This is a genomic window from Streptomyces sp. NPDC006207 (assembly GCF_040613835.1).
Taxonomy (GTDB): Bacteria; Actinomycetota; Actinomycetes; order Streptomycetales; family Streptomycetaceae; genus Actinacidiphila.
The window spans coordinates 1-26,449 of sequence record NZ_JBEXSX010000099.1 but is presented as its reverse complement, the minus strand read 5'-3'; the positions used below and the strand labels follow the sequence as shown (position 1 = coordinate 26,449).

The window sequence follows — 26,449 nt, the reverse complement described above, 5'->3', positions numbered from 1 at the left end:
CCTGGCCGCCGGACGGGCCGCGTCGTACATCACGATGAGCCGCAGGTCATGACGCTGTTCATAGGCCGGCCCGCTCAGCGTGGTGACGTCGAACAGACGCCGGTCCACCCGACCGCTCTGGACCAGGCTCCGCGCGTCGTCGGGCACCGCGTAGGTGTGGCCGTCACGGGTCTCCACCCGGATGGGTATGTCCTCGCGGCCCTTGGCGGGACGCGCGGCGACGACCTCGCCCTTCGCGTTCACCGCGATCCGGTCACCGGTGATCAGCGGAATCCACCGATGTGACCCGGTACCAGCCTCCCTGGTTCCGCGGCCCGTTCCGAGGGCCGGGGCCGAAGTCGGGGCCAAGAACGGCGTGGCCGACGATGCCGTGCCGGTGGGCGTGGAGAGTGCCACGGACACCGACGGGGAAGCGGCGACCAGCAGCATGCTGATTCCCAAGACCGCGCCAATCGCGGGTCTCTTGGACGTGAATTTCACAGTTTCCTCTCACTCATTCACCCCGCGCCAAAGCGTGGATTTCACGGCGGACTTGAGGTGCGCCGCACAGCGAAGCACCCGCCCCGAGTGGGTGTCAACGGGTTGATCTTGGATAGACGAATGGTAAACGGGTCGTCAACCAGCAAGTTATCTCCGGCATGAAGCCACCTTTCCACCCCAACCCGCCCACCGTCCGGCAAGGCAGGCGCAAACCACGCACCACCTGCGGTGATATCGCACGACGGCCGACAGCCCCATTCCTCCTCCACGAAGGAATCCATCCGGAATTCACCATTTCACCGCCCGCCCCATTCGCTTCGACCGGATGTGAAGACGCCATTGGGCGAGCACCCGCCCCAGTAATTCCGCGTCCGGACAGACAACGTCCGCTCGCACCAGGCAAGGCCGCCAAGCGAATTCATCATCGGTAACGCCGACTGGCACACCGCCTCCCAACTGACCGAATGCACACGCGACCTGAGCCGCAGGAAGTCATCGGCGGGCGATGCCGTTCACCTGCGGCAAGAAGAAGTGCACGCTACGGACTGGCGCCCGGCGACCTGGGCTGGCGCATGGATGCGACCGCCACGTGCAACGAGGCATCGACGCCTGCTTCCCGCACATCTCCCATGTGAAAGAGTTGCCGGACGACGGCGACCTCGACCTCAGTCGCGATCACCTCGGCCGGGGGACCACCCCACCGAGGAAGGCGAACAAGATCAGCGCGCCTCAAGGCCGACGAAACCCACCGACAAGCCCACTCGCCCATGCGCATCACCGCCGAACACACCTCGCAGCGCGAGCACCTCGGCGGCCCGCGACGTCGATGCCCAGCAGCACCCCGGGGACGGACAGCTTGCGGGTCACCTTGTCACGCAGCGAAACGATCACTCGCATGTGACGCCGGCCGAACCCGCCCCACCGCCACCTGCAGCGATGACCCTCCGAGCCCGACAGGTGCCGCGCCGTTCGCATCACAGGTTTGCCTCCGAAGAAATAGGAGCATATGCTCGTAACTGTTCGCCGGAATCACCGGCAACCGATCGATACGCAAGCCGGCCCCGGCCTGATCTTCGAAGGAGACACGACATGGCGAACGCGGAAAGCAGTGACACCGACCGCCAGGGACTCAGCTACTACCCGTGGTGGCTGGACAACCTGGCCGACGACGTCACCCTGGAAGGCGCCGCCATGAACGGCACCGCGCGTGGCGCGGAAGCGGTTCGCGCCATCGTGGTCAAGGCCCGCGAACTGTACGAGTTCCAGGACTTCAGCTTCACCGGAGACTTCGGTGACAACGGCTTCCTCGAGATCTACGACGCCGCGGTCCTCGGCGAGCCCATGAAGGTCGTCGTTACGGTCACCTGCAACGCCGACGGCCAGGCCCAGGAACTCGCCGTGCTCCATCGGCCGCGCAACACACTGCTGCTCTTCTCCCGCGAGATGAACAAGAAGTTCGCCGGCACCCCCCTCGCCGAACACTTCCTCGCCGACGAGTCCTGAGACGACGATCGCCCGGCGGGTCTCAGCGCCCAGCCCAGGCGCCGTCTCCTGGGCCGTCCGGCACGGTCGGCTGCGAAGCAACCCGAACTCTGCCCGTTGGGGTCCAAAAGGGTTCGGCCCACGGACGGCCTGAGCAGGCCCCGCTGGGTCGTCGAGCAGACCTTCGCCTGCCCCACCAGTTCGAGCGGCCCCGGATCCGCTACGAGATACGTGCCGATCTCCACCTGCGCCTGCTCCCCCACGGCTGCACCATCACCTCCTTGAGAGGCCTCCGGGACCGCTCCGCTGTCACCCGCGCGATCGCGGAGATCCACGCTCCTTCGGCGGCTGCAGTTCGATCAAGCTGCCCGACAGCGAACGGAACGTTGACCGCTTCGGAGCGCAGAACTGCGGCGGCTACCCGAGGCAGCAGTACGCCAACCGGAGGGATTCACCTCGATCCGCCACCATCGAGTCGTCACATCCGCACCGGTCACATCGTCTACCTGGCGTGAACATGGGAACCCAATGGGACGCTCGCACTGCCGTGGCTGCAGGTGCGCTCGCCCGCCCAGCCTATGGCGCGGCTGGGCCGTGCCGCGCGATGGCAGACGCCATCCGCCTCGGCTGCTCGTATCGTGAGCAGCTTCGCCGAACGACACACTGAGCCGAGCGCCGGAAAGCTTCACTCAGACCGACAACACACGACTGTTGCCATCCGCCGACATCCGATTCGGTATGCCACCGGTCCGGGGTGGGCCGCACCACTTCGAAAGGGAACAGTGCCGCCGTGAGCGAACACTTCTGGTTCACCGTGTTGGGCCCAGTGCGCGCCCAACACGGCTCAACAGAGATCGAACTGGGATCCCGTCAGCAACGCACGGTCCTTGCGGCGCTTCTACTGCGAGAAAATGGCCATGCCTCGGTCTCCCAGCTGGTCGAGGCGGTATGGGGGAAAGTTCCGCCACGCACGGCTAGGCAGACAATTCGTACCTACGTACACCGTTTGCGGAAGAGTCTGGGACCGGCACACGATGCGGGAGCCTCGGTCATCGTCTCCACGGGTAATGGCTACGCACTGCGAGTCTCCCCCAGCCGACTGGATCTAAGTGTGTTCCGTCAACGGGTTGCAATGGCGGATGAGGCCGCCAAAACAGGACACCACACCAGAGCCATAGCCCATCTCCGCGATGCTCTCGACCTGTGGCACGGAGAACCGCTGGCCGGAATTCCCGGAACGTACGCCATGTCGCAGCGCAACCGCCTCGAGGCGTTGCGCCTTGTCGCAGTTGAGCGACGCATCAACGCGGAATACGAGCTCGGCCGATTCGGTGAGGCCACCGCAGAGCTCTACGATCTAGTCGCCAAAGACCCCCTGAACGAAAGATTCAGGGAGATGCTCATGTTCTCCCTCTGCAAAACCGGGCGGCAGGCCGAGGCGCTTGCGGTGTACCGAGAGGTACGGAATCTCCTCTCGGAGGACCTGGGCATAGATCCCGATCCCCGGCTGCAAATTCTCCACGAACGTGTCCTAAAAGCTGACGCTGAATTGCTGGTGTCGGACATATTTCCCGATCCCGCAGTCGGCTCTGCCATCCCGGAATACACGGCCGACACCGCCCCCGAGGCGTCGCCACCCCAGACGCCCCCGCCGCCCGCCGACGTGGCGACGTGTGTCGGCTACGACAACGAACTAGCCGTGCTCGACGCCCTGCTGACTGCCGATGCACAAGGCGCCACCGCCACAGCGAGCGGCGTGATCGTCGTCATGGCCGGAGTGGGCATGACCACCCCTGCCGTGCACTGGGCACACCGGATCGGGCATCGCTTTCCCGATGGGCACATATACCTCGATTTGCGCGGATCTGATTCATCCAGCCCGGCCATGACTCCGATCGAGGCATCCGGATCGATTCTCCGGTCACTCGGAGTTGCCTCGCCGCTGCTCCCATCCGACCTGGAGTGTCGGACAGCGCTTTATCGCAGTCTGCTCTCCGGCCGGCGGATGTTGCTGGTACTCGACAATGTCCGTGACGCGGAACAGATACGCCCCTTGCTGCCCCGCACGTCGAGTGCGCTGGTGGTCGTCACCAGCGGATGATCTCCGGCGCATCGGTTCACATGAGAGTTCGACAAACTCACCGCGAAGTTCGGCACTGTGCCGGTGGTCGTAGACAAGTCTGCCCCGACAGGATTCCTCTCGCTGACCGTTGCCGCGATGGGGGCTGACGGGTCGCCATGGGTTGGATCGCCGACCTCTAGCCCGGCGAGGCCAGAACGATGCCGCTCTCATCGCGGACGCCGCGCTCGCCGGAACTCACCGCCCTGGTCGGCATCGACCAGGACCTGACGGCCGAGGCCACCCGCACCTCCGACCGGTGCTGCCACGCGATCCCCGTGTAAAGCACGAACAGGATGCCCTGCAGGCACAACCGGTCGGGCACTGGCCTGACGCTCGGACCAGGGTGGCAGGATCGGCCCGAGCATCACCCACAACTCGTCGCCTACGCCCCCCAGCTTGACGCTCACGCTCTCACGAACGGCTCAATCATCTGTCCGGTTACGGCTGACCTGCGCGGCACGTCCATAGACGAGCGCCGTGGGGTGCGTGTCAGATGAACAGGACGCTCTCGATGTCGATGGTGACGAGTTCCACGTCACGGAACACAGTGCCGTTCTCTCCGCGGCGGTAGACGCGCCGCTGGGTTGGAATCATGATCCCGTCGAACTTCCTGTACTCGCCGACGTAGTGTGCGGCATGTCCGGCGTTGATGACCTCAGGCGTGTAATCATGCCTGCGCAGCAACCCGTCCGAGTCGAAGTAGAAGACCTGCTGCCGGCTGTGCGTCGCAATGTGGTCCGGGAAAGTGACCTTCAGACGCCTCCACTCCTCTCCCTGTTCCGTGACAGGAGACAGTTCCACAGCCCTGAATCCCGGCGAGGTGAACGTGAACGGAGACGTGAGGTACGTCCACATTGCATAACCGGCGAAGTAGGCAACGTGCAGATCGTCCCAAGCAGCACGCACGTCGGCCGGGAACGAAGCACGAGGGTCGAATCGCTCGGCCGTCACCTCCCCCGTGGAGGTCTCGACGGCCACTCGGTGCGGGGTGAAGGACGTCCGCAGATGGGGCGCGGTATACGGATAGTGGCTGACACTCTGCCGGTACAGGTCGATCGAGACAGCCGTATGACTCAATATCCCCTCCTGCCCCTTCAGTCCCCACAGCGAGCCTCCGACGCGGAGATGCGCGGTCGCTGAGCTGAACTGGTTGTAGCGTGCCAGTCCCCCATGCGCCTCAGCGGCAATGGCGACAAGATCACACATATCGAACACTCCTTCGTCTATTGATGCCGCTCGACCGGGCCGCACGCCTCCAGCGGACAGCAGGCGACCGTGAACCCCTTTTTAGGAGCATATGCTCCTATCTGCATCGCGGCAAGGATGGGGAGACATCGCCGTTCATGGCTGCAACCACGAGTCCAGGAGATCTCCTGGGGCCGGCTTACGCTGCGGCGGGCGATCACCCAGTGCCGGCGGTCCTCGCGGTGCCAGGGGCGGACCTCCACGCTGCCCAGTCCAAGACGCGCGGGCCGTGGGCGCCGGCGCTGCACGAGCGGCGTTCCCACTTCTGCCTGGGCAGGCCTTGAACAGGTCGTGGACGGGGTGGTCCATGGCCAGCGGCTGACGACGTGCCGCACAAGCGCGGTGCGGGGGCCGAGGTCGGCCCCCGCACCGCGCCGGTACTCGTCAGAGCGGCAGGTGGTGCTTCTTTCGGCGGTGTCGCTCACTGAGGGCAGTGAGCGTGGCGAGGACTGAGAAGGGCATGAACGCGATCAGCGTCTCGCTGGCGGTAAGGCCACCGTGCAGTACGAGGAACGCCAGTGTCACCAGTGTTCCCGCCACCAGTCCCACGAGGATGGGGTGGCGTGCGGACCAACGGTTCGCAGCGTCACGACGTGGGGAAACACCCATGGTCACCACCGGTTCCATCTGCTGTAGCGGTGCCAGCCGCTTCTGCATCCGTTCCGGTATGCGCGCCGGACCGTGCTCCAACCGTTCCGGCCCCACCGCGAAGCAGGACGACCGAAGTAGTGGCCGTACCGGCCGGCTCCGTGGCCGAGTCCTCGCCAGACCGCACCCCGCCATGCGGTGGCGTAGTAGCCGCCCCCCGTGCCGCGCTTCCGTCGGGGCGTGGAGTAGCGGTACGAGACCGCGTTGCCGATTGCACCACCAGCGATGGAGCAGGCGACGGTTCCCCGGCCGGCGGTCAATACGGACACTCCGGTTCCCGTACCTCGGCGACCCGCACCCGGCAGCAATCCCCGGCGGATCCGGGCAACACGGCCGGAAGCTCCGCGGCAATCGCTCGCCTGCGCGGAAGCCTGCACGGCACGGTGGCGTGCTCCTGGGTCGGCCCGATCGGGCGAGGACCGGGGACCCACGCCGATGCAGGCTCTGGCCACGCCGCCGGGGCTGCGTACCGGGGCCGGGCGGTCGGCGCATCCGGCCTGTCCGTCAGAGGTGTCGCTGGAAGTCGACTTCGCTGGCCAGCAGTGCCGCGCCGGCAACTCCGGCGCGCGGGCCGAGTTCTGACAGCACGACCTGCCGGATCGTCGCCTCGGGCCGCGACCGGTGCAGCGCGACCGCGTCCGCCTTCAAGGGCGGCCGATGGTCCTTCATGGCCACGAGTGTGTGTTCTCAGATCCTCAGGATCGAGTGTCTCGTGCGTACAAGATCAGGGGCCAAGGACCGAGTAGCAACCCCTCACGACGTCGCGCAAGATTGTTTTATGCCGGTTCTGATAGCCGCGTGCGCCATGATCATGACTCTTATCGGTGGAGTCGTCGCACAACGAGTTGGCGACCGCCGCCATCTGGTGCTCGGCCTGGCCGCCGGTCTCATGCTCGGCGTCATCGGCTTCGACCTGCTTCCCGATGCACTAACCGCTCAGCCACGGCACGTTTTCGGGGTTCCTGCAGCATTGCTGATGTTCGTTGCGGGATTCCTGACTCTGCACGTGGTGGAGCGAGGGGTCGCCATCCATCGCGCCCACGAGAGCGAGTACGCCCCGCACTCCCACGCTTTCGGGCATGCTCAGGAATCGGCAGGGGGAATCGGTCTGGCCGCCGCCTCGGCGCTTGTGGGGCACAGCGTGATCGACGGGTTCGCCATCGGCGCCGCTTATCAGGCCGGAAATACGCTGGGCATCGTCGTTGCCATCGCGGTGATCTCTCATGATTTCGCCGACGGCTTCAACACCTACACGATCACCAGGCTGTACGGAAATGCCCGGCGCCGGGCTCAACTGCTGCTCGTGGCGGACGCAGTCGCCCCGGTGGTCGGGGCAGCGATCACGTTGGGGTTCACGATTCCGACGGGGTTGCTGGGTCTGTATCTCGGATTCTTCGCCGGCTTCTTGCTTTACCTTGCGACGTCCGACATATTGCCGGAGGCTCACAGTCCGCATCCCTCCAAGGCCACTCTTTTATTCACGGTGACCGGGGCACTGCTGATGTGGCTGGTGATTGGGCTTGCGAGCTGACCGTGAGTAGGTCGCTGGTGGCGCCCTCTAGCCTACGGCCCGCGCGGGGGACCGCTCAGTAGCCGGGTTTTCGCAGTGCGTTGGACGATGGCCGCTCGTCCTGTTCGACCCTGTCCGGCTGTGCCAGAGCGCCTGGACGGCTCGGCTGACGACGGTGGTGCAGTTGGTGGGGGCAGCAACTGATGCCGTGCCATGGCGATGAGGGTGCGAATCGCCATGGCCCCTACGCGCACGGTCGCACCGGTCAGGACGAGGTAGGACGCGATGACACCGCAGGGAGGGCGACTGCGGTTGATCCCGTGCCGCGCGGTGATCGCCACCGTCGCCCAGGAGACGGTGAAGGCCCAGAAGCCAGGCGTGAACCTCGGGCTCAGCGAAGCAGGCGACGCCTGCCATGGATGCGGGCCCCATCTCGATGGCCGGCATCTGCGAGAGGTCAGGGAAATCGGGCCGATGACCGTGCCGCGCATACCTGTCACATTCTTCGGTATTCCCTTGGGAATCGCAGGCTTACGGAGACGAGGGCAAGCCTCGCCAGGACGCCGCGCGCAGGCCCCAGGCCAGCGGTACGGTATGTAGGCTGGTCTTGTGGCTGGGGCTGGTCCGGGGCAGCGCTTTCGGTTATCTGCCGGACGGCCGGGCAAAGACCCCAGAACCAGCTATCCGACCCGCTCACCACGGTGGCCCCGGCAACCCTGGAGGGGATCACATGAGCTCCGACAATCAGGTATTGATCGTAGGAGCAGGCCCATCGGGGCTGTTGCTGGCGGGCGATCTGGCGGAGGCCGGCGTCAGGTGCACCGTCGTCGAGCGCCGCGTACAGGAATCCCGGCTCACCCGGGCGTTCGCAGTCCACGCCCGGACAATGGAACAACTGGACGCCCGTGGTGTTGCCGACCAGTTGCTTGCGACCGGTATCCGCAACCCGGTTCTCCAGTTCTTGCGGATCGATCTGTCGCGGTTACCAACCAGGTTCCCGCATGTACTGGTGACGCCGCAGTACAATACCGAGCAAGTACTCCGGGCGCGGGCCCTTTCCCGAGGTGCCGACATTCGGGAAGGCTGGGAAGCTGTCGGGCTTGCGCAAGATGCGACCGGCGTTGACGTCCAGGTCCGGGCGGCGGATGGCTCCCCCCAGACCTTGCGCGCGGCCTACGTCGTGGGCGCCGATGGAAGAAGCAGCTTGGTACGCCGATCGCTCGGCCTGCCGTTCCCCGGCCGCTCCGCGGTGCGGTCGATGATGCTCGCCGATGTCCGGCTGGCCGATCCCCCGAAAAAGCCCCCGACCGTGGGGGCAGTGGGCGACGCCTTCGCGATACTCGTACCGTTCGGCGACGGATGGTTCCGCATCATGGCGTGGAATCGCCAGCACGAGATGCCGGACAGCGCACCGGTCGATCTGGAGGAGATCCGGACCGTCGCCCGCAGGGCGCTCGGCAGCGATTTCGGCATGCACGACCCGCGCTGGATATCACGGTTCCACAGCGATGAGCGGCAGGCGCCGCACTACCGCGTAGGCAGGGTCTTCCTCGTCGGTGATGCGGCGCACGTGCACTCCCCCGCCGGGGGCATGGGCATGAACACCAGCATTCAAGATTCTTCGAACTTGGGCTGGAAACTGGCTGCCGTACTGCACGGCCGTGCAGGCGAAGTTCTGCTCGATACCTACGAGGCCGAAAGACATCCTGTCGGGCGCAGAGTGCTGCGCATGAGCGGTGCGCTGCTGCGTGGTGTACTGACCACACCTCGGGCGCTTCGTGGCGTCCGCGACATCACCGCCCGGACCGTCCTGCGTCTCCCGCCGGTGGCCTTGCGGCTGGGGCGGGCGATGTCCGGAATCGACATCGCCTACGGCGCCCCGGCCGGCGCTCACCCGCTCACGGGCAAGCGGGCACCGGATGTTCTCCTCAGCGACGGGCGGCGCCTGTACGAGGCGCTGCGCGGCCGGCGGTTTGTACTGGTCACACCGGCCGACACAGCACTCCCTTCTTCGGTGACCGAAGGCTGGGCCGACGTGGTGGAGTGCGTCACCCCATCCGGCCTGACCAGCAAGTCCGTACTGGTCAGACCGGACGCCTACATTGCGTGGGCCTCGGACGAGCAGTCCCCGCACCGCCGAGCCGACCAGATCAGGCAGGCACTGGCCACCCACTGCGGGCAGGGCGTGGACCCTGCTTAGACCTGGTTCGGCACGGTGAACCGCGGTTTCCGCCCCGGGCCGGAAATGCTGTCCCGACGAGGGCAATCAGACCTGGTTGAGACCACCGTCGACGAAGAGCTCGGTTCCGGTGATGAAGCTGCTCTGATCGCCGGCGAGGAAGAGTGCCGCCGCGGCGGCCTCCTCCGGGTGACCCATCCGGCCAAGCGGCACCTGGCTGGCGAAGAAGTCCCAGAGCTTGGCGGCCTCTGCCGCGTCAGGAGCCAGTCCGGAGTTGCCGGGCGTCTCGATCGGGCCCGGGACGAGGGTGTTCACTCGGATCTTCCGGCTCTTGAGCTCGTTGGCCCACGTGCGGGAGAAGCTACGGATGGCGGCCTTGGATGCGGCGTAGACGCCGAAGGCCTCGCCGCCCGAGGTGGCGGCGGTGGATCCCGTGAGGATGACCGAAGCGGCCTCGTTCAGCAGGGGAAGCGCCTTTTGGACCGTGAAGAGCGTACCCCTCACGTTGATAGCGAAGGTCGAGTCGAAATGCTTCTCTGTAACGTCTTCCAAGGTGGAGAATTCGCCGCCGCCGGCGTTGGCAAACAGGACGTCGATGCGACGGCCCTGCTCGGCGACAGCGGCGTAGAGACGGTCGATGTCGTCAAGATCGGCGACGTCGCCCCGAACGGCAGTGGCATTCGGACCGATCTCAGCCAGCGCGGCGTCGAGCGCCTCCTGGCGTCGACCCGTGATGAACACGTACGCGCCCTCGGCGGCGAACCGCTTGGCGGTGGCCAGCCCGATCCCGCTGTTACCCCCAGTGATGATGGCTGTCTTACCGTCGAGCTGTCCCATGGTCAAGGCTCCTGTTCGGCGGAGCTCTGCGCTCCGCGGCCGTTGCTCTGCGTCAGTCCCGCGTCCGATCCGGCGGGCTCGTTATGGACGGTACGGTAAAAAACTTAGTACTGGACGAAGAGGTCAAAAACTGTGACCCGGCCCACCCTCCGGCGCGCATCGCCGTCGCGATCGCACCCGCAGGGCGCGGACGCTTTCCGATGCCACTGTTGACCTCGGCGGCGACCGCCACCTTGCCCACGAGCACTGCCGTCACGACATCCCCACCCTCAGTTCTTGACTCCTCCGTCCACAAAGCTGACCGTTATGGACGGGAGAGTCAAGAAACGTGTAGGCTGCTCGCCATGGCGCGACCCCGGAAGTTCGACGAGCAGCAGGTACTGGACATCGCCCGTGATCTGTTCTGGTCCGGTGGGTTCGCCGCCACGCGCATGGAAGACCTCGCCGCGGCAACAGGCCTTGGCAAAGGCAGCCTGTACGGCGCGTTCGGCGGAAAGCAGGAGCTGTTCCGTCGAGTGTTCGACGATTACTGCGCCTCTGTGGTCGATGCCACGGGCCAGCAGTTGCGCGGCGACGACAAGGACGCGTACGCGCGGCTGTCCGCCCACGTCCACTTCGTGGCGGCCGCCACGGCCGCGGACACCGTGCACCGCGGATGCCTGCTGGCCAAGGGTGCCGCCGAGCTGGCCGAACACGACGAGACGGTGGCCAAGCGGGCGCACGCGACCATCGAGGCACTGCGTACGCTGCTCGAGGACGATATCGCCGCCTGCCAGCGCAACGGCGATATCGCCGCGAACGTGGATCCCGAAAAGCTGGCCGCGCTGGTGCTCGCCGTACTGCGCGGTATAGAAGCGCTGGGCAAGGCCGGGGCCGACACGGAGACGCTGACAGACATCGCCCAGACTGCCCTCGCCGTACTGCCTCGCTCCGTGAACTGACGGGCGCGTGGAACAGCCGGAGGCATAGAGGGTGCTTCTCTTGTCGCCCACGCCTGACACAGAGATGTGCCGTTCGTTGTACAGCCCAGATCCGGGCAGCACGGCCCCCCAGCCCCGGGGGCGACCGCTCCGTCAGAGATGTCGCTGGAAGTCGAGTTCGCTGGCCAGCAGTGCCGCACCGGCAACTCCGGCGCGCGGGCCGAGTTCTGACAGCACGATCTGCAGGTTACCCGTGGCGAGCGGCAGCGAGCCCTTGTACACGACGCTGCGGATCTCGGCGAGCAGCAGGTGGCCGAGGCCGGAGACGCCGCCGCCGATCACGATCATCGACGGGTTGATGAAGCTGACCAGTGTGGCGAGGACTTGCCCCACCCGGTGGCCGCCGTCCCGGATCAGGTTGACGCACGTGACGTCGCCGCCGGCCGCGCACTCCGCCACGTCCACGGCGGTGAGGAGGCCCTCCGCGGCGAGGCGTTCGGCCAGCGCCGGCGACTGCCCCGAACGGGCGGCCTGGGTGGCGTCCCTGGCGAGGGCCACACCGCCGAAGAGGGCCTCCAGGCAGCCGGTTCTGCCGCACGAGCAGGCCGGTCCCTCAGCCTCGACCTGAATGTGGCCGATGTCGCCTGCGGATCCCTCCGACCCGCGGTAGATCTGGCCGTTGACCTGGACACCGCAGCCTATTCCGCTGCCGATCTTGACGAACAGCAGGTTGTCGACGGTCTTGGCGACCCCCGCGTACCGCTCGCCGAGGGCCATCACGTTCACGTCGTTGTCCACCACGACCGGGCAGCCGTGCGCGCGGGTGAGGGTGTCCCGGACGGGGAAGCGGTCCCACCCCGGCATGATCGGCGGGGAGACCGAGATCCCCTCCTTGAAGCTGACCGGCCCCGGCAGGCCGATGCCTATGGAGTTGAACCGCGCGCACCCGGCCTGGTCCGCCATTTTGTTCAGGAGTTCGTTGACCCTCTCCAGGACCGCGCGCGGACCTTTGCGGATATCGGCCGGCTCGGCATAGGAGGCGATCGGTTCCAGCCCTCCGTCGGTGATCTCGATGTCGATCGAGCTGGCCCCGAGGTCCACCGCCGCGAACCGGATTTCGGGATCGAGTTGGACGAGAGTGGAGGGGCGCCCGCCTCGAGAGGTGGCCGGACCCGCCTCGAGCACCTTCCCGGCGGCGATCAAGCGGTCGAGTTCAGCGAGCAGCCTCGGCCTCGCCACTTCCAGCTGGTCGGACAGCTGTGCGCGCGACAGCGGCCCGAGGTCGCGCAACAGGCTCAGCGCGCGGTACTGGATGGTCACAGGCTCACTTCCTGGGTATCAGCCGCATGTGTGACAAAACGTTAGGGGCGTTACGTCATAAGCGTCAATGGCTTTCGCGCGGATCACCGAAAGTTAAATCGGAAACAAAAAAAGCATCGGTGTGCCGAGAGGTTACCCGCCCCGAATCCCGGTCCGGAACTGACGGCATGTGGACACACTTGAGGGCCCGACGGCCGCCGTCCGGTGACGGCCGCTGGTGGGCCCTGGAGCCGCCGGCAGGGTGCTGCCCGCCGTGACGGCGGGCAGCACCCTTCGCATCAGCCGGCCAAGCCTCCCTTCACGGCGAGGGCATCGCGGGCAAGTGCGGTCCGCGCGGTCGCGTCGGTCACCAGTCCGGTGTCCTTGGCCAGTTGCGCGACCTGGTCCAGGACCGCGGCCGCCTGGTTGGTACGCCCTGCGTCGGCGTGCGCCCGGGCCTGGCCGAGCCGGACCGTCAGCCGCTGCCGGCCCTGCTCGGTCAGCCGGTTCTCCGCACGCAGTTGGGTGATCAGGGTGTCCATCTCGTCGAAGGAGGTACGGGTGGTGAAGTGCACCGTGCGCGTGGTGGTGTTGCCCGCCGCGTCACGACCCGTGACCGCCAAGTCGTGGTCACCCAGCGGCAACCGCCACAGCAGCAATGGCTGCCCCGGCGTGACGGGCGTACCGTCCAGCGTCGCGGTCGCGGTCGCCCCTCCGGAGACGGCGTCCGTGACCGCTACCACCGGCGTCGGGCGCTGGGAGTCCCCGTAGGCGGTGTCAGCCGTCACGCCCGTGACCGTCACCGTGGGTCCGGTCCGGTCGATCCGAACGGCGATGGTGCCGACCGCGGAGATGTTGTTGGCCGTGTCCGTCGCCCGGTACCGGATGGAACTCATCCCCTCCGTGGAGAGGGTGACCGCGCTGTTCGCGCTCAGCCAGGTCGTGCCGCCGTTGAGCGAGTACTCCCGGCTCCTGACGGCGCCGTTGTCGGTGGCGTTGACGGTCAGCGACACATTACCGGTGTACCAGCCGTTGCTCCCGGTGGGCTGCGCCGGGTTGAGCGCTGCCGTCGCCGTCGGCGGGGTCCTGTCGGCGATACCGGACCCCTGGAAGGTGAAGGAGTCCACATCGACGCCGCCGGAGGACGTGACGTAGAGCTGCCCAGTGCCGGAGGGAGCCGTGCTCAGCGCCGTGTTGATCGTCTGCCAGCCCTCACCCGCCGGGACGGTGATCGTGGCGAACGGGTCGGACCTGGGTGTGCCCCAGCGCAGCGACAGAGTGCCGGCGCCGGTGGCACGGGTCTGCACCCCGGTGATGCCGGCGAAGGACACCGGGTCGTAGCCGATCCAGTCGCCGTTGTCGAAAGCGGTCAGTTTGCGCTGTCCGGACGCGGTGGCGTCATCGGTGATCACGACGCCCTGGGAGGAGTCGTAGTGTTCGCCCTGCATGAGGGCGGGGTTGAGGACGACCTGGGCGTCGCTCGTGGCGGGCGGCACGGAGCCGGCGCCCCGGTCGGTGTAGGTGAGACCGAGGACGCCGAAGACGTTCTCCGTGTCACCGTGGCCCGCGTCGGCCGGGGTGGTGATCGCCCCCGAGCAGCCGGTCCCGCTGCTCACCGGGTGGCCGTGCTGGTTGTGGCCGAGGCCGAGGGTCCAGGCGGCCTTGGTGCAGTCGACGTTGGTGCCGTCCTCCGGATCGTCGATCCGGGTGGCGTACGGCACCACGTCGCCCCAGGTGAAGAAGCCACCGTTGGGCGGGGAGGTGAACGCCACCGTCGGAGCGGTGTTGCCCACGGTGATCTGCTTGCTGGTCAGGCCGGTCTTGCCCTCGGGGTCGGTGACCTTGAGGCGGGCACGGAGCTGGCCGTTGTCGGCATAGGTGCGGGTGGCCGTGGGGCCGGTGGTCTCGAAAGTGCCGTCGCCGTCGAGGTCCCACTGGTAGGTGAGGGCGGAGCCTTCCGGGTCGGTGGAACCGGTGGCACTGAAGGAGACCGTGAGCGGTGCCTGGCCCGAGGAGGGGCTGGCGCTGATCACCGCGGTGGGGGCCTTGTTGCCTTCGGCGTAGTCGATCCGGTACAGGCCCGCGTCGGGGTTCTGCCGGAAGAAGCCGTCGCCGTAGTCGAGGACGTAGAGCGCGCCGTCGGGGCCGAACTCCAGGTCCATCGGGTTGTCCCACGGCGGGATGCCGTTCTCGGAACGCTGGCTGTTGGGGAGCACGTTCTCCAGGTTGGTGACCGGTCCGTCCGGGCCGGCCAGGGTCAGGGCGGCGACGTAGTCCTGGGAGAACTCCCCGAAGAAGGCCTTGCCGTCCCAGTAGGCGGGGAACTTGCCCGGGGCGGGGTTGGACGCGTCGTAGTGGTAGACCGGGCCGCCCATCGGGGCCTGGCCGCCGGGGCCGCCAGGACCGCGGAAGGCGGTCAGTTCCGGCCAGGGCTGGTCGGTGTCGCGGTCGCCGTACCACAAGGTGGCCGCCCTCGACGGGGGCAGCTGGGTGAGGCCGGTGTTCCAGCGGGAGTCGTTGACCGGCGCGGCGCAGTCGAAGGCGGGGCCGGGGGTGAGGGTGGCGAAGTCGAAGTCCCGGTAGGGACGGGTGTTGTCACCGGTGCAGAACGGCCAGCCGCTGTTCATGGCGGTGGTGGTGGTGTCCCACTCGACGTAGCCCATCGGTCCGCGGTTGGGGTCGGCGTTCCCGGCGTCGGGGCCGTAGTCGCCCCACATCACCGCGCCCGTGGCCTTGTCCACCGTCATCCGGTAGGGGTTGCGCAGGCCCATCACGAAGATCTCGGGACGGGTCTTGTCCGTGCCGACGGGGAACAGGTTGCCCGGCGGGATGGTGTACGTCCCGTCGTCCTGGACGTGGATGCGCAGGATCTTGCCGCGTAGGTCGTTGGTGTTCCCGGAGCCGCGGCGCTCGTCAAGGCCGGGGTTGTAGGTGGCCGCGTCGTTGATCGGGGTGTACCCGTTGACGTTGGGGCCCGACGCAGGCGTGTTGCCGCCGGTGGCCAGGTAGAGGTTGCCCTGCGCGTCGAAGTCGACGTCGCCGGCGACGTGGCAGCACTGACCGCGGTTGGTGGTGACGCGGATGATCTCCTGGGCGGTGGACAGGTCGAGCTTGTCCCCCGTCCACTTGAAGCGGGTGAGGGTGTCGTAGCCCTCCCACTGCTTCCAGTACGCGTCGGTCTGCCCGGCCGGCAGCCGCTCGGGGGCCGCACCGGCGGGAGTGCTCAGCGGCGGCGAGTAGTAGAGGTAGACCCAGTGGTTGGTCGCGAAGTCCGGGTCGAGGGTGACGGTCTGCAGACCCATCTCTGAGTTCTGGTAGACGTCGAGGTGGTTCACGACCTTGGTGATCCCGGTGCCGGGGTCGGTCATCCGCAGATCGCCGTTGCGGGCGGTGTGCAGGACGCGCAGATCGGGCAGCACGGCGAGGTCGATCGGCTCGCCGGTGTCCTTGCTGAGCGTGGCCTTCTCGTAGTTCGACCAGTCCACGGCGGGGTCGGCGCTCGCCTGCGCCGCAAGTGCGTCGTCCGGGTGCGCCTGCGCCGCCGGTGCCAAGGCGAGACCGCCCAGCACGGGCAGCGACGCCAGGAGCACCCCGGCCATGAGGCCTCTCAGGGTACGGTACACAGTGATGCGTCTCCTTGGTCTGTGCCGGTCAGGAGGTGCGCAGCCGGGCCGGCCCGCCGGTTGCGCCGTGGCAGCGGTACGCAAACGGCGGGCTGTGCCCAGTGGAGTGCCTGCGATCAGGCCAGCAGCCCCTTCAGGGCCGTGAAGCTGCGCTGCGCGGCGCCGAACGAACCCGGCGGGTTGGGCTGGGTGTTGGGCGCGGTGTCCTGCTCCCAGATGCCGACGTGGCTGCCGCGGGCCCCGATGTCCCGGATGAACTGCTGGTACGGCAGGACGCCGGCGCCGAACTCGACGATGGAGTAGCCGTCCGCCCCCGAGCTGGCGGCGCCGTCCTTCATGTGGAACAGCGGGTACCGGTAGGGCTGGTTGCGCACGTAGGCAGCGGGGTCGAAGCCCGGCCAGCGGTGCTGGCCCACGTACGCCCAGTACACGTCCAGCTCCAGGTAGACGTAGCGCGGGTCGGTGTTGCGCAGGAAGACGTCGTACAGCCGGACCGACGGCTGGTCGGAGGCGAAGGCGAACTCTCCGGCGTGGTTGTGCTGGTAGAGCTTCAGACCGCGGGCGGCCGCGGCCTGCCCCCAGGCGTTGAACTCCTCCGCGGCGGCGAGGTAGCCGGCGACCGTGTTGGAGTTCGACGGTGCGTTGGCGGTGCCGACGTGCGGCATGCCCAGGATCTCCGCCGCGTCGAGCTGGCCCTGGAGGTTGGAGCGGAAGTCCCCGATGCCGACGTGGCTGCCGATCGCCTTCAGGCCGTTGTCGTCCAGCAGTTGGCGGATCTCCTGGAGCGTGATCTGCCGGCCGAGGATCGAGGTGTTCTGCGTGTAGCCCGCGAACTCGACCTCCTTGTACCCGATGCGTGCCATCTCCTCCAGGACGACCCGGAAGCCGAGCGAGCTGACCTTGTCGCGGACGCTGTAGAGCTGCAGGGAGATGCGGTCCTTCGGGATGGACAGGATGCTGGTCGCGGCGGAGGCGGACGGCGCCGTCGCGGCGCCGACGATCGAGGCGGCGGCGACCGCCACGGTGCTGGCGGCGGTCGCCCGCAGGAAGTCTCTGCGGTCGAAGGACTTGTCCAGGTGGCCCACGGTCACTCCTTGATGGGTGGGGCAAAGAAGAGTGGGGTGTGAGGTGTGTGGTGCTGACGGCGCGAAGCGCTCTTCGCCCGTGGACGGGCTGCGATCACAGACCGGTGCCCTCGGCAGCCGCTTCGGCCTTCGCCTGCGCGGTACGCGCCGCCACCTTCGCGGCGAGGTCGGCACCGCGATCCTGCGGGGCCGCCTTGGCGGCCCGGGCGAGCGACGCCGAGGGGGCGGTGGTCGTCGCGGCGATGCCGCCGCGCACGCGGGCCAGTTCGCCCACCTGGAGGGCGGGGCTGTTGTCCGTGGCGGTGAGCTTGCCGCGGACGATGGTGTTGTCCAGGACGGCGTTCGCGTTGTTGCCGGTGACCGCGAGGTCGCCGCCGAGGTAGGTGGCCTGCGCGCAGGAACTGAGCGGGCCGTCGCCGCCGAGCTGGAGGGTGTCGGAGTTGTTCTGGTACGCCGTGTCGCCCTGGACTTCGCTGGCGCACAGGACACCGCCGAGCGTGTTGGCGCTCACGGTGAGCGTCTTGGAGACCGTGCTGTCGTACACGTCGGTGTAGAGGTTCGCGTCGCCGGAGACGGCGCCGGAGACGGTGGTGCCGGAGATGTACAGCTCGCCTGAGGAGGCTCTTATGTCTCCCTTGACCGTGGCGTCGACGCTGTACAGGAATCCTTCGACGGCCGAGATGCCGCCACTGGCCGTGGTGTTCTGCACATGTACGCCGAAGGCCCCCTGCTCGGTCACCGCGCCCTTGACGCTGCTGTCGGTGATGTCCAGGTAGGCGTTGTCCCCGACGGCGACGGTGCTGCTGAAGGTGACGCCCTTCGCCACGAGGTCGGCGCCGGCCTCGATCGTCACCGTGCCCTTGACCTTCGTACCGGTCAGCGTGCACGACGCGCCCGCCGGCACCACGAGGGCGCCGCTCACGGTGACGGCTCCGCCTTCTCCCACACAGGTGGTCGTCAGCGCCGCCTGCGCGGGCGCCGCAATCGTGACCAGCCCTCCCGAGGCCACCAACGAAGCTGCAACAACGTAGTAACGGATCTTCATGGAGCTTCCCTTCTGCTGCTGTTACGGCCACGGCGACATGCCGCGGCCGGGAACCCCCGCCACGGCGGGGTGCTGCGGAGTGCGGGACAACTGTTACGACGGAAACCCGCTACGTGCGGCGGGCGGGAGCTCGGCTTCTCGTCGGCGGTGAGGACGCGTCACATACGGCTCCGGCATGCGGGGTGGGTTGCAAGGCCGCACTGGCGTTACGTCGACGCAACATCGCGTCGATCGGCTGGAACGCTAATCGGGGTCCCCAGTGGTGTCCAGAGCTTTGGACGGAGTCATCAAAATCTTTTGGGCAAACCATCAAAAGATCGCCGTCATACGCGAATTGAATCCGCCTAAATGTTGGATAGCACCTTGACAGGGGTGACGCTCTGCCGCACGCTCGTGACGCTTCGCCACCCAGTCAGCGGTTCCGGGCACCATCGTCATCCCTGACAGGAGCGCTCATGCCGACCGGATCGTGGATCACCGGCGCCCGTGGCTCTGTCGCCGCCGCGGCACCTCCCGGACTGCTCGCCCTGCGGGCCGAACCGGCCGAACCCACCGGACGTATGAACTAGGCCGTGTCGTCAAATGCCCGCCTGCCCCGCGGCGCCTGGCACGGCACCTCGCTGCGTTGTCGAATCGACCGAGTAGCCCACTACGAGGACGACTCTCCGCCTTGCGATGCACCGCACCAGACGCCGCTGGGCCCGCCCTTCGGGCGGCCGGCGCTCATTTGACGACACGACCTAGTGGCCGCTCCCCCACGCAGGCCTTCCCGGCCGGTCCACCTCGGCCGTGGGCAACTGCGATGTATACGATCTCCCTCTGCGCCGGAAGGCGGGGCTGCTCACATCGACGTGGGCGACGGCGGCAACTTCCCTTCCCCTGACCGTCTCAGGGCTGCCGTAGCGCCTGACCAGCCTCGGCGAGGCCGCCTGTCGGGCGCGGCCCACGACATTCGGTACGGCCGGCAGATGATCCCGTTCCTGACCCGCTGACCCGCGCGGCTCGTCCTCGTCGTCGCCGCCCGCGCCGTTGCCGTGAGCCTCGGATGGTACGGCAGCAGGCCCGTCTGGAGACTCCGCAAAAAACCGTTAGGCGGACGAGGAGCCCACTGCTACATTTCCGGAGGCCGTGCGAGAGATCGAGGAGGTGGTACCCGTGAACGCAGTATCGACATGGGTGCTCCCCTCCGGGGTCACGGTCGGACGGTAGAGCAGGTCGTCCGGGAGCGCCGTTCCAGCGCACTCCCGAAAGGCACGACCATGCATTTCACTTCCGAGCAGCGCCTCGACGACGGCGTCCTCGAGCGCGAATTCACCCTCGGCGAGATCCCCGGCATCCTGTGGACACCCGCATCCGCATCCGCACCGGTGCCGCTGATCCTGCTCGGCCACCCTCCCCTTGGGCTGCGCAAGATGTACCCCCGTCTGGTGGACCGGGCCCGGCACTCCGCGGCGGAGGGCTTCGCGACGGCCACCATCGAGCTCCCCGGGAGCGGTGACCGGCCCCGTTGGCCCGCCGCCGAGCAGGCCCGCGCCGACCTGCGCCGGGCGATGGAGGCCGGCGAGCGGGTCAGCGACGAGATCGTCGACGCCCTCATCCTCCCGCTGGTCGACAAGGCGGTCCCGGAATGGCAGGCCGCCCTGGACGCCCTCCTGTCGCTGCCCGAGATCGGCGGTCCGGTCGGGTACTCGGGGGGAGTCATCTCCATCGGCATCCGGCTGGCGGTGGTCGAGCCGCGCATCGTGGCCGCCGGTCTCTTCGCCGGGAGTTTCGTGCCTCGCGCCATGTTCGAGGAGGCCCGCCAGGTCACCATTCCGCTGCACGTCCTCCTGCAGTGGGACGACGAGGGGAACGACCGGCAGGCAGCCCTGGACCTGTTCGACGCCTTCAGTTCCAAGGAGAAGTCCTTGCAGGCCAACATGGGCGGGCACACCGGCGTCCCGCAGTTCGCGGGAGACGCCGCGGCCCAGTTCTTCACCCGGCATCTGAAGTGAGGCCGAGCCGTCGGACCGGCAACAGACGGTAGCTGAGGTCGGCCGGCATGCAGTTCGCCACAGCGTGGCCCCTGCTGAACTCTCGGCAGGGGCCCGTGTCGCCCGAAGCCAGGAACTGTTCGATTCTTCAGACTGTGGGGAGGGTCGGTTCAGGACCCGCGTCAGTCGGTGGCGTGCGCGGCGGCGTATTCCTGATCGGCGACCGGAGTCAGCCAGTGCACGACGTCGTGCTCGGTGTCGCTCTCGTTGATGGCCAGGTGGACCACCAGCCGCTTCGGCGCTGCGCCGTGCCAGTGTTCCTCGACGGCCTCGCACAGGACGCGGTCGCCGGGGCGGATGACCTCGACGGGCCCGCCGCGGGGCTGGCCCGCCCCACCGCCCAGATCACGTTCTCCCCCACCCTCGTCCCTCGCCACACCACCGCACCCCCACCCAGCTGACCCACCTTCTGCCTGGCATCGCCGAGGCCGTCTTCGGCCGCTCCTTGTCCGGACACTCCACACTGCGCGCCACCGGCGCCACCCTGCCCGGCCCGGCGCCGACCGTCCTCGGCGCACGCGACGCCGCCCGCTTCACCGACCAGGGCGAACAGGCCCTGTACGCATCCAAGGTCATCTCCTACACCGCCAGGGAAGTCGGCGACGCCCAACTCCCCTGGCGCCTGGTCGTGGCCCACGCCGCCGACGGCGGCGCCCCCGCACCCGCACACCCGCACCCGCACCCGCACCCGCACGACACCCTGCGCATACCCCGGCTCCCCGCAGCGTTCATCCAGGCCCAGCGCGACTACTTCGGCGCCCACACCTACCGCCGCGCCGAAGAACCCGCGCTCAAGTAACACGGAAGGGCGTTGAGGTCGCAGGGGAGGCACTACGGAGCGCGAAGCGCGCAAGGGGGGCGCGCGCGTGACAGCGTGCGCACGCTCGGTGAAATTGGTGGCGTTCGGCGTGCACACTTGCGGGTCTCCTTCGCTTGGCTAGGAGCAAGGCAAAAGCGCTCGGTGCCGGGCGGGGGCTGCATCGGCCGACGAAAGGACTCCAGCCAGTGGATCTCGATATGGCTGCTCACGTGGTGACCGGAGCGGTGGCGCTCCGGGTCTTCGCGGGAGACATCCGCGCCCTGGGAACGCGCATGCTCAGCGCCGGCGTGCGGGTCGGCGCCGCCCAACTGGCCGCGCAGCACCGGCGCGGCGAGGCGGCTGCCCCGAACGAAGGCACCGACGTTCAGCCGCTGGAGCGCGACTGATGAGCCGCCAGCAACCGGATCCGTGGGCCGATCAGGCCGTGCGCGACGATCTGACCGCGGTGCTGCCGGACACCTTCACCGCTTTCTACTGCCTGCACCACAAGGCCTACCTGCGGTACGCCCAGCTGCAGCTGGACAGCCGGCCCGCAGCCGAGCAGGTCGTCGAGGACGTGTTCGTTCAGCTGGCCACGATGTGGCCGCACGTGCTGAAGCAGCCGAACGTGGACAGCTACGCCTGGGCGGCGCTGAAGGAAGAGGTCGCCCGACGCCTGGAGATACAAGGCCGTGCCCCCGCCTTGGTGGAGACCGCCGCGTTCGAGCAGATCCGGCGCAGGAGCCGTAGGACCTTCGCCGTGCTGGAGTCCAGCCTCGGGCTGTACACGGCGATCGCCCGGTTGCCGGAGCGCCAGTACGACGTGATCGTGCTGCGGTTCGTGCTCGGTTACCCGATGCGGCAGGTGGCCGAGCTGATGGGCATCACGTACGGAACGGTCCGCAGCCACGTGCGCGGTGCCCGCCGACGGCTGGCCCGGGATCTGGGGATCGACTGGGCCGCTGAAGAGATGAACGAGGAGGATTGATGAACCGGGGGAACAAGCGCACCGATCGCACCGATCGCATCGACCAGGTGCTGGCCGGCGCGGAGGTCCTGGCCGATGAGTACGCCGACTTCGATGAGCGAGCGGCTCTGGACCGCATCGCGCGGCGGGTGGTGTGGCACAGGGCCGAGTCGATGGAAAGCCGCGCCCGGTGGATCCGCACCGCATCCGGCGCATACACCCGCCAGGCCGACGCACGGGACGGCCTGCCGGCCGCTCTGCACGAGCAGGCCGCCACCGAACTGGGCCTGCTGTCCTCCCAGGTGGTCCGGGACCCGCAGGCGATCGCGGCCATGGCATTGCTCGTCGACGACCGGGCCACCATCGAACCCACCGGCGCCCTCGCGTTCGCGTGCCTGCTGTACCTGGCCGACCGGCACGAGGCGGCGCAGTTCTGGTGGCAGTTCGCCGCCGGCGCCGACTCCCCCACCGCGGCCCACTGCCTGTTCCTGCACCATCTGCAGCACAGCGAACTACGCGACGCGCAGCACTGGCGCAAGCAAGCTCTTCTGCTGCGGAACCTGGGTCAGGACCCTCTGGCGCACGCCGCGTGGTCGCAGGCGACGACCGATCGGGCACTGACGCATTGGCTGTGGGGACCGTCGCCGTCCCGGACGGCGATGGTGCCCCAGGTGGTCACCGTCGATGTCGTTCACCGTGCGTGCCGGCCCGCCTCGTCCCTGCCGCTGTCGCACTCGATCACCAAGGCCGTCCAGCGCCTTGAGGCGCAGCCCGATGAGGACTTCGGCACCATCCCCAAGCCCGACCCCGAGCTCGCGGCCGAGCTCGTGGACCGTGCGGCTTCATGACGAGCGCCTCCGTCTTCAGAGCAGTGGCAGCGGGCCGCTCGCCTCCGGAGCCCGCCTGTGGTGAGCGGCGGGTCGGGCTCGAGGATGCCCCCGGACATCTTGCGCCGCGGGTGGTGAAGGAAGCGGCCGAAGACGGGTGTCGGTGCTCTGGCAGGCCGGGGCCCGGCATGGTCCTGAAGCATGGACCAGGCTTTGTCAGCTGCGATCCCTGTCGGGGGAACGCTGCTCGGAGTGGCATTGACGTATCGGTTCCAGCGGCAGTCGGCTCGGGACGCCGAGGACTTCCCACACCTTGCAGTCGTTGCGGTCGCCGGCAAGCGGCTGGCCGACGACCACGACCATGCGGGTGTCGGCGTCGATCACAACCCGGTGGTTCATGGAGTACCGGCAGTTCTTCGACCGCTCGGCCACGGTGTGATCGCGAGTGGGCACGAGGGTGCCGTCCACGATGAGCACGGCCTCCCCTTGGCGAACCGCTCGCGCGAGTGGAGCGCGAGCATCGGCCCGAGGAGGTCGATGATGCGGTCCGCTGCCGACGTGGACACCCCGAACAGCGGGCCGAGCCGGCGCATGGTCAGGTTCGTTCGCCAGTAGGTGGCGACCAGCAGTGCCCTGTCCTCGAGCGGACGGCTCCACGGCCGGGCCCTGCGGTTCGCGTCTGCCCCTTCGCGTCGCAGCATGGTCACCAGCGTCCGGAACAGCCTCGGGCTGAGCCCACGTGAACGGGCCTTTCCACGACGACTGTGACGCCGTGATCACACCGGTCACGCCAAGGTCTTCACACCGAGGTCAAGCGGAGGTCCCCAGCCCAGCTCTCACAACGGACCCGACCCGTTGGGAATGTGAGCTCCAGGGCGACACGCCCGGTGTTCGGTGCGTGTTCCTCCCGCACCTCCACAACATCCTCCCCGACGTGGTCCGCGAACGGCATCCCCTCACCGATCACCCCCACCGTGACGCGCCCCGGGTCGCCCATGTCGTAGCCGGCGTGCGGCTCCGACGCCTCAACGATCAGACACCAATCCGCTGCGGTCGTGAGGTGGATGGCGGCACCCAGGTCATCGATCAGCCACACCTCCAGCGGGCCCGTGGGGGCATCACGGCCGTACAGGTGCCACGAGCCGACGACCTCCGCGAGCCGACGACCCACCAAGCTCTGCGCGCTCACCCCAGCACCATGAAGCGGGCACTCATTCGACACATCAGGCTCCATCGGCCGACGGTACCGCCGACCGGACCAGCTTATCTCCACCATCGCCCGCTTCTGATTGCCCTGTATTCACCTCGCCCGAGTTTCCACACATTCTTGGCGTGCCCCCAGCCTCCGTGATGCCGGTGGCCCCGCCAACCGCCATCCAGGCGCAGGCTCCAAACGGCACAGGAGCGCGCCCGCACACCCCAACCGCCGGGAACAACCGTCCGTTGCGGTGACCGCCATCTGCCGTTCATACCTGTCCCACCGCTCCGGTCGACCGTGCTTCCTAGCGTCCGAGAGTGCGCGCACCGCTGACCTGCCGCAGCCCGCTGTCAGGTTCGGAGCGCTGCTGTCCGGTCGGTGTGCGACTGCACCCGACGACGCGAAAGGCCCCCGGAATGTCGAAAGAACCCAAGCAAACCAGAATCTCCCGCCGCAACGCGCTCGGCTTGTTCGGCGCGACGGTGTCCGGTGCAGCCGCCGGTCCACTGGTCCTCGGCGCCGGAACCGCCGAGGCGGTCCCGGCGAAGTCGGAGGTCACCGGTCTCACCACCGGCTCGGCCACCACCCCCGTCCAGGGCCTGCACCTGACCTTCGGCGCCGACCCACGCAGCCAGATGGTCGTCTCGTGGGTCACCGACGCGGCCGTCAAGAACCCCCGGGTCGTTTACGGCACGCTGAGTGGCGGCTTCGGCTCCACAGTGCACGCGAGGACGAAGACCTACGTGGACGGCACCTCCGGGCGGACCGTCTGGGTCCATCACGCGCTGCTCAGCAAGCTCAAGGCCGACACCGACTACCTGTACGCGGCCCAGCACGACGGCGCCACCCCCGACGCCGGCACCTTCCACACGGCGCCGTCCGGCCGAGCTCCGTTCACCTTCACCAGCTTCGGCGACCAGGGTGCGCCCAGTGTGACGTGGAAGACCGGAGCGAACCCGGCCGACGCCTCGGGCCGGGACTTCGAGCCCAACGCCACGCCCGCCGCTGCCGACATCGTCACCGGCGTCGAGAAGGTCGGCCCGCTGTTCCACCTCCTCAACGGTGACCTCTGCTACGCCAACACCGGGCCCGACCGCATTCGCGTCTGGCGCGACTTCCTCACCAACAACAGCCGCTCGGCGCGATTCCGTCCGTGGATGCCGTGCGCGGGCAACCATGAGATCGAGCTGGCCAACGGCAAGCTCGGTCTCGACGCGTACCAGACCTACTTCGAGCTGCCCTCGACCGAGACCCAGCCCGAGCTCGACAACCTCTGGTACTCCTTCACGGTCGGCGGCGTGAAGGTGATCGCCCTGCAGAACGACGACATCGCCCTGCAGGAGGGCGGTGACATCTACATCAAGGGCTACTCCGGCGGTCGGCAGCTCGCCTGGCTGGAGAAGGAGCTCAAGTCGGCACGGGCTTCGAAGGACATCGACTGGATCGTGGTCTGCATGCACCAGGTGATGATCAGCTCGGCGACCGCCGCGAACGGCCCCGATGTCGCGCTGCGCGCGGCGTACGGCCCGCTGTTCGACAAGTACGGCGTCGACCTGGTGGTCTGTGGCCACGAGCACGACTACGAGCGCTCGTTGGCGGTGCGTGGCGTCGTCCCCGGCAGCGTCACCCTGACGCCCAACCCGAGTCAGACCGCACTCGACGTGATCGACAGTGCGCACGGCACGACGCACATGGTACTCGGCGGTGGCGGCGTGTCCGGCATCACCAACAACAGCTTCACCACGGACGACGCCGACGGTCATGGCCATCACTCGGCATACGTCCAGATGGAGCACGTCGGCAAGTACAACTCGGTCAAGGAGAAGGAGACGGCGGTCTGGATCGGCGTCCGCGACGCGGAGCATCCGTACGGCTTCGCCGAGTTCGCCGTCGACCCGGGCCGTCACCCCGGTGACATGACCCGCATCCACGTCACCTACTACAACATCATCACGCCCACAGGTGAGCTGTCGGTCTTCGAGAAGTTCACGCTCCAACGCCGCCGTAGTGACGGCGGCCACGGCCAGCACTGACCCACCGCGACCAGCAGCAGCAGTCGGCAACGCCTGGGGCCGGGACGTCGTCCCGGCCCGCGGCGCTCCAGCGCCCACACGCCAAGGGCTCCCGGTCGGCAACGCCTGGGGCCGGGA

At 67.9% G+C, this 26,449-nt stretch carries 22 protein-coding genes and 3 pseudogenes; 12 read left to right on the top strand and 13 right to left on the bottom strand.

Features of this window, described 5'->3' with window-relative positions:
- Window positions 1-243, bottom strand: a 243-nt coding sequence (locus ABZ312_RS42515; RefSeq protein ID WP_500440025.1) for a hypothetical protein, incomplete at its 3' end; no start/stop codon positions are given.
- A gap of 1,326 nt (window positions 244-1,569) precedes the next feature.
- Here ABZ312_RS42515 and ABZ312_RS42510 point away from each other — a divergent pair.
- The 3 genes and pseudogenes from ABZ312_RS42510 to ABZ312_RS42500 form a co-directional block, all read left to right on the top strand.
- Entirely contained in the window at window positions 1,570-1,983 is a 414-nt protein-coding gene (locus ABZ312_RS42510) for a hypothetical protein (RefSeq protein WP_500330824.1), read from the top strand.
- Window positions 1,984-2,752: 769 nt separating this feature from the next.
- Window positions 2,753-4,063, top strand: a complete 1,311-nt coding sequence (locus tag ABZ312_RS42505; RefSeq protein WP_500440024.1) for an AfsR/SARP family transcriptional regulator — start codon at window positions 2,753-2,755, stop codon at window positions 4,061-4,063.
- Window positions 4,064-4,090: 27 nt separating this feature from the next.
- Window positions 4,091-4,341 (top strand): annotated as a pseudogene (locus ABZ312_RS42500) (IS110 family transposase); the annotation flags it as partial.
- Between the two features lie 232 nt (window positions 4,342-4,573).
- On the opposite strand, the gene ABZ312_RS42495 reads toward ABZ312_RS42500, so the two are convergent.
- The 4 genes and pseudogenes from ABZ312_RS42495 to ABZ312_RS42480 all read right to left on the bottom strand — a co-directional run bounded on the left by ABZ312_RS42495 (window position 4,574) and on the right by ABZ312_RS42480 (window position 6,646).
- Window positions 4,574-5,290, bottom strand: coding sequence for a hypothetical protein (locus ABZ312_RS42495; protein ID WP_500440023.1), 717 nt, complete (start codon window positions 5,288-5,290; stop codon window positions 4,574-4,576).
- Window positions 5,291-5,445: 155 nt separating this feature from the next.
- Window positions 5,446-5,670 (bottom strand): annotated as a pseudogene (locus tag ABZ312_RS42490) (IS701 family transposase); the annotation flags it as partial.
- Window positions 5,671-5,713: 43 nt separating this feature from the next.
- Window positions 5,714-5,986 (bottom strand): hypothetical protein, encoded by a 273-nt coding sequence (locus ABZ312_RS42485; protein ID WP_500330828.1) that lies wholly within the window; start codon window positions 5,984-5,986, stop codon window positions 5,714-5,716.
- 495 nt (window positions 5,987-6,481) lie between these two features.
- Window positions 6,482-6,646 carry a hypothetical protein gene (locus tag ABZ312_RS42480; RefSeq protein ID WP_500330829.1) on the bottom strand — a complete coding sequence of 55 codons (165 nt, stop codon included), beginning with the start codon at window positions 6,644-6,646 and terminating at the stop codon, window positions 6,482-6,484.
- Between the two features lie 109 nt (window positions 6,647-6,755).
- Here ABZ312_RS42480 and ABZ312_RS42475 point away from each other — a divergent pair, with 109 nt between their 5' ends.
- Window positions 6,756-7,508: a ZIP family metal transporter gene (locus tag ABZ312_RS42475; RefSeq protein WP_500330831.1), complete on the top strand. Its 753-nt coding sequence runs from the start codon at window positions 6,756-6,758 to the stop codon at window positions 7,506-7,508.
- A gap of 709 nt (window positions 7,509-8,217) precedes the next feature.
- Window positions 8,218-9,687 (top strand): FAD-dependent monooxygenase, encoded by a 1,470-nt coding sequence (locus ABZ312_RS42470; RefSeq protein WP_500330833.1) that lies wholly within the window; start codon window positions 8,218-8,220, stop codon window positions 9,685-9,687.
- Window positions 9,688-9,753: 66 nt separating this feature from the next.
- Here ABZ312_RS42470 and ABZ312_RS42465 read toward each other — a convergent pair whose 3' ends face one another.
- Window positions 9,754-10,503: an SDR family oxidoreductase gene (locus ABZ312_RS42465; protein WP_500330834.1), complete on the bottom strand. Its 750-nt coding sequence runs from the start codon at window positions 10,501-10,503 to the stop codon at window positions 9,754-9,756.
- Between the two features lie 344 nt (window positions 10,504-10,847).
- On the opposite strand from ABZ312_RS42465, the gene ABZ312_RS42460 reads away from it, so the two are divergent.
- Window positions 10,848-11,444, top strand: a complete 597-nt coding sequence (locus ABZ312_RS42460) for a TetR/AcrR family transcriptional regulator (RefSeq protein WP_500330836.1) — start codon at window positions 10,848-10,850, stop codon at window positions 11,442-11,444.
- 132 nt (window positions 11,445-11,576) lie between these two features.
- On the opposite strand, the gene ABZ312_RS42455 is transcribed toward ABZ312_RS42460, so the two are convergent.
- The 4 genes from ABZ312_RS42455 to ABZ312_RS42440 all read right to left on the bottom strand — a co-directional run bounded on the left by ABZ312_RS42455 (window position 11,577) and on the right by ABZ312_RS42440 (window position 18,475).
- Entirely contained in the window at window positions 11,577-12,743 is a 1,167-nt protein-coding gene (locus tag ABZ312_RS42455; RefSeq protein WP_500440022.1) for an ROK family protein, read from the bottom strand.
- Between the two features lie 278 nt (window positions 12,744-13,021).
- On the bottom strand, window positions 13,022-16,321 hold the full coding sequence (locus ABZ312_RS42450; protein WP_500440021.1) for a PQQ-dependent sugar dehydrogenase: 3,300 nt from the start codon (window positions 16,319-16,321) through the stop codon (window positions 13,022-13,024).
- Between the two features lie 140 nt (window positions 16,322-16,461).
- Window positions 16,462-17,430, bottom strand: coding sequence for a sugar phosphate isomerase/epimerase family protein (locus ABZ312_RS42445; RefSeq protein WP_500330841.1), 969 nt, complete (start codon window positions 17,428-17,430; stop codon window positions 16,462-16,464).
- Window positions 17,431-17,524: 94 nt separating this feature from the next.
- Window positions 17,525-18,475: a hypothetical protein gene (locus ABZ312_RS42440; protein WP_500440020.1), complete on the bottom strand. Its 951-nt coding sequence runs from the start codon at window positions 18,473-18,475 to the stop codon at window positions 17,525-17,527.
- A gap of 1,259 nt (window positions 18,476-19,734) precedes the next feature.
- On the opposite strand from ABZ312_RS42440, the gene ABZ312_RS42435 reads away from it, so the two are divergent.
- A complete protein-coding gene (locus tag ABZ312_RS42435) occupies window positions 19,735-20,469 on the top strand; it encodes an alpha/beta hydrolase (RefSeq protein ID WP_499516426.1) in 735 nt (244 codons plus the stop codon).
- Between the two features lie 161 nt (window positions 20,470-20,630).
- Here the strand turns inward: ABZ312_RS42435 and ABZ312_RS42430 are convergent, their stop codons facing one another.
- Window positions 20,631-20,885 (bottom strand): cupin domain-containing protein, encoded by a 255-nt coding sequence (locus tag ABZ312_RS42430; protein ID WP_500440019.1) that lies wholly within the window; start codon window positions 20,883-20,885, stop codon window positions 20,631-20,633.
- Window positions 20,886-20,953: 68 nt separating this feature from the next.
- Between ABZ312_RS42430 and ABZ312_RS42425 the strand changes: the two genes are divergently transcribed.
- The 4 genes from ABZ312_RS42425 (at window position 20,954) to ABZ312_RS42410 (ending at window position 23,122) form a co-directional block, all read left to right on the top strand.
- Window positions 20,954-21,307, top strand: coding sequence for a hypothetical protein (locus ABZ312_RS42425; protein ID WP_500330846.1), 354 nt, complete (start codon window positions 20,954-20,956; stop codon window positions 21,305-21,307).
- A 218-nt stretch (window positions 21,308-21,525) separates the two neighbouring features.
- Window positions 21,526-21,714 (top strand): hypothetical protein, encoded by a 189-nt coding sequence (locus ABZ312_RS42420; RefSeq protein ID WP_500330848.1) that lies wholly within the window; start codon window positions 21,526-21,528, stop codon window positions 21,712-21,714.
- Complete coding sequence (locus tag ABZ312_RS42415; RefSeq protein ID WP_500440018.1) at window positions 21,714-22,295, top strand: RNA polymerase sigma factor; 582 nt, start codon at window positions 21,714-21,716, stop codon at window positions 22,293-22,295. The genes ABZ312_RS42420 and ABZ312_RS42415 overlap by 1 nt, the downstream gene beginning before the upstream one ends.
- Entirely contained in the window at window positions 22,295-23,122 is an 828-nt protein-coding gene (locus tag ABZ312_RS42410) for a hypothetical protein (RefSeq protein WP_500359510.1), read from the top strand. Before ABZ312_RS42415 ends, ABZ312_RS42410 begins: the two co-directional genes overlap by 1 nt.
- Before the next feature lie 273 nt (window positions 23,123-23,395).
- Here the strand turns inward: ABZ312_RS42410 and ABZ312_RS42405 are convergent.
- Both ABZ312_RS42405 and ABZ312_RS42400 read right to left on the bottom strand, forming a co-directional pair.
- A pseudogene (locus ABZ312_RS42405) lies at window positions 23,396-23,890 on the bottom strand (transposase family protein); the annotation flags it as partial.
- A 10-nt stretch (window positions 23,891-23,900) separates the two neighbouring features.
- A complete protein-coding gene (locus tag ABZ312_RS42400; RefSeq protein ID WP_500440017.1) occupies window positions 23,901-24,290 on the bottom strand; it encodes a hypothetical protein in 390 nt (129 codons plus the stop codon).
- A gap of 425 nt (window positions 24,291-24,715) precedes the next feature.
- Here ABZ312_RS42400 and ABZ312_RS42395 point away from each other — a divergent pair, with 425 nt between their 5' ends.
- Entirely contained in the window at window positions 24,716-26,332 is a 1,617-nt protein-coding gene (locus ABZ312_RS42395) for a purple acid phosphatase family protein (RefSeq protein WP_500440016.1), read from the top strand.
- The last annotated feature ends 117 nt before the right edge of the window (window positions 26,333-26,449 follow it).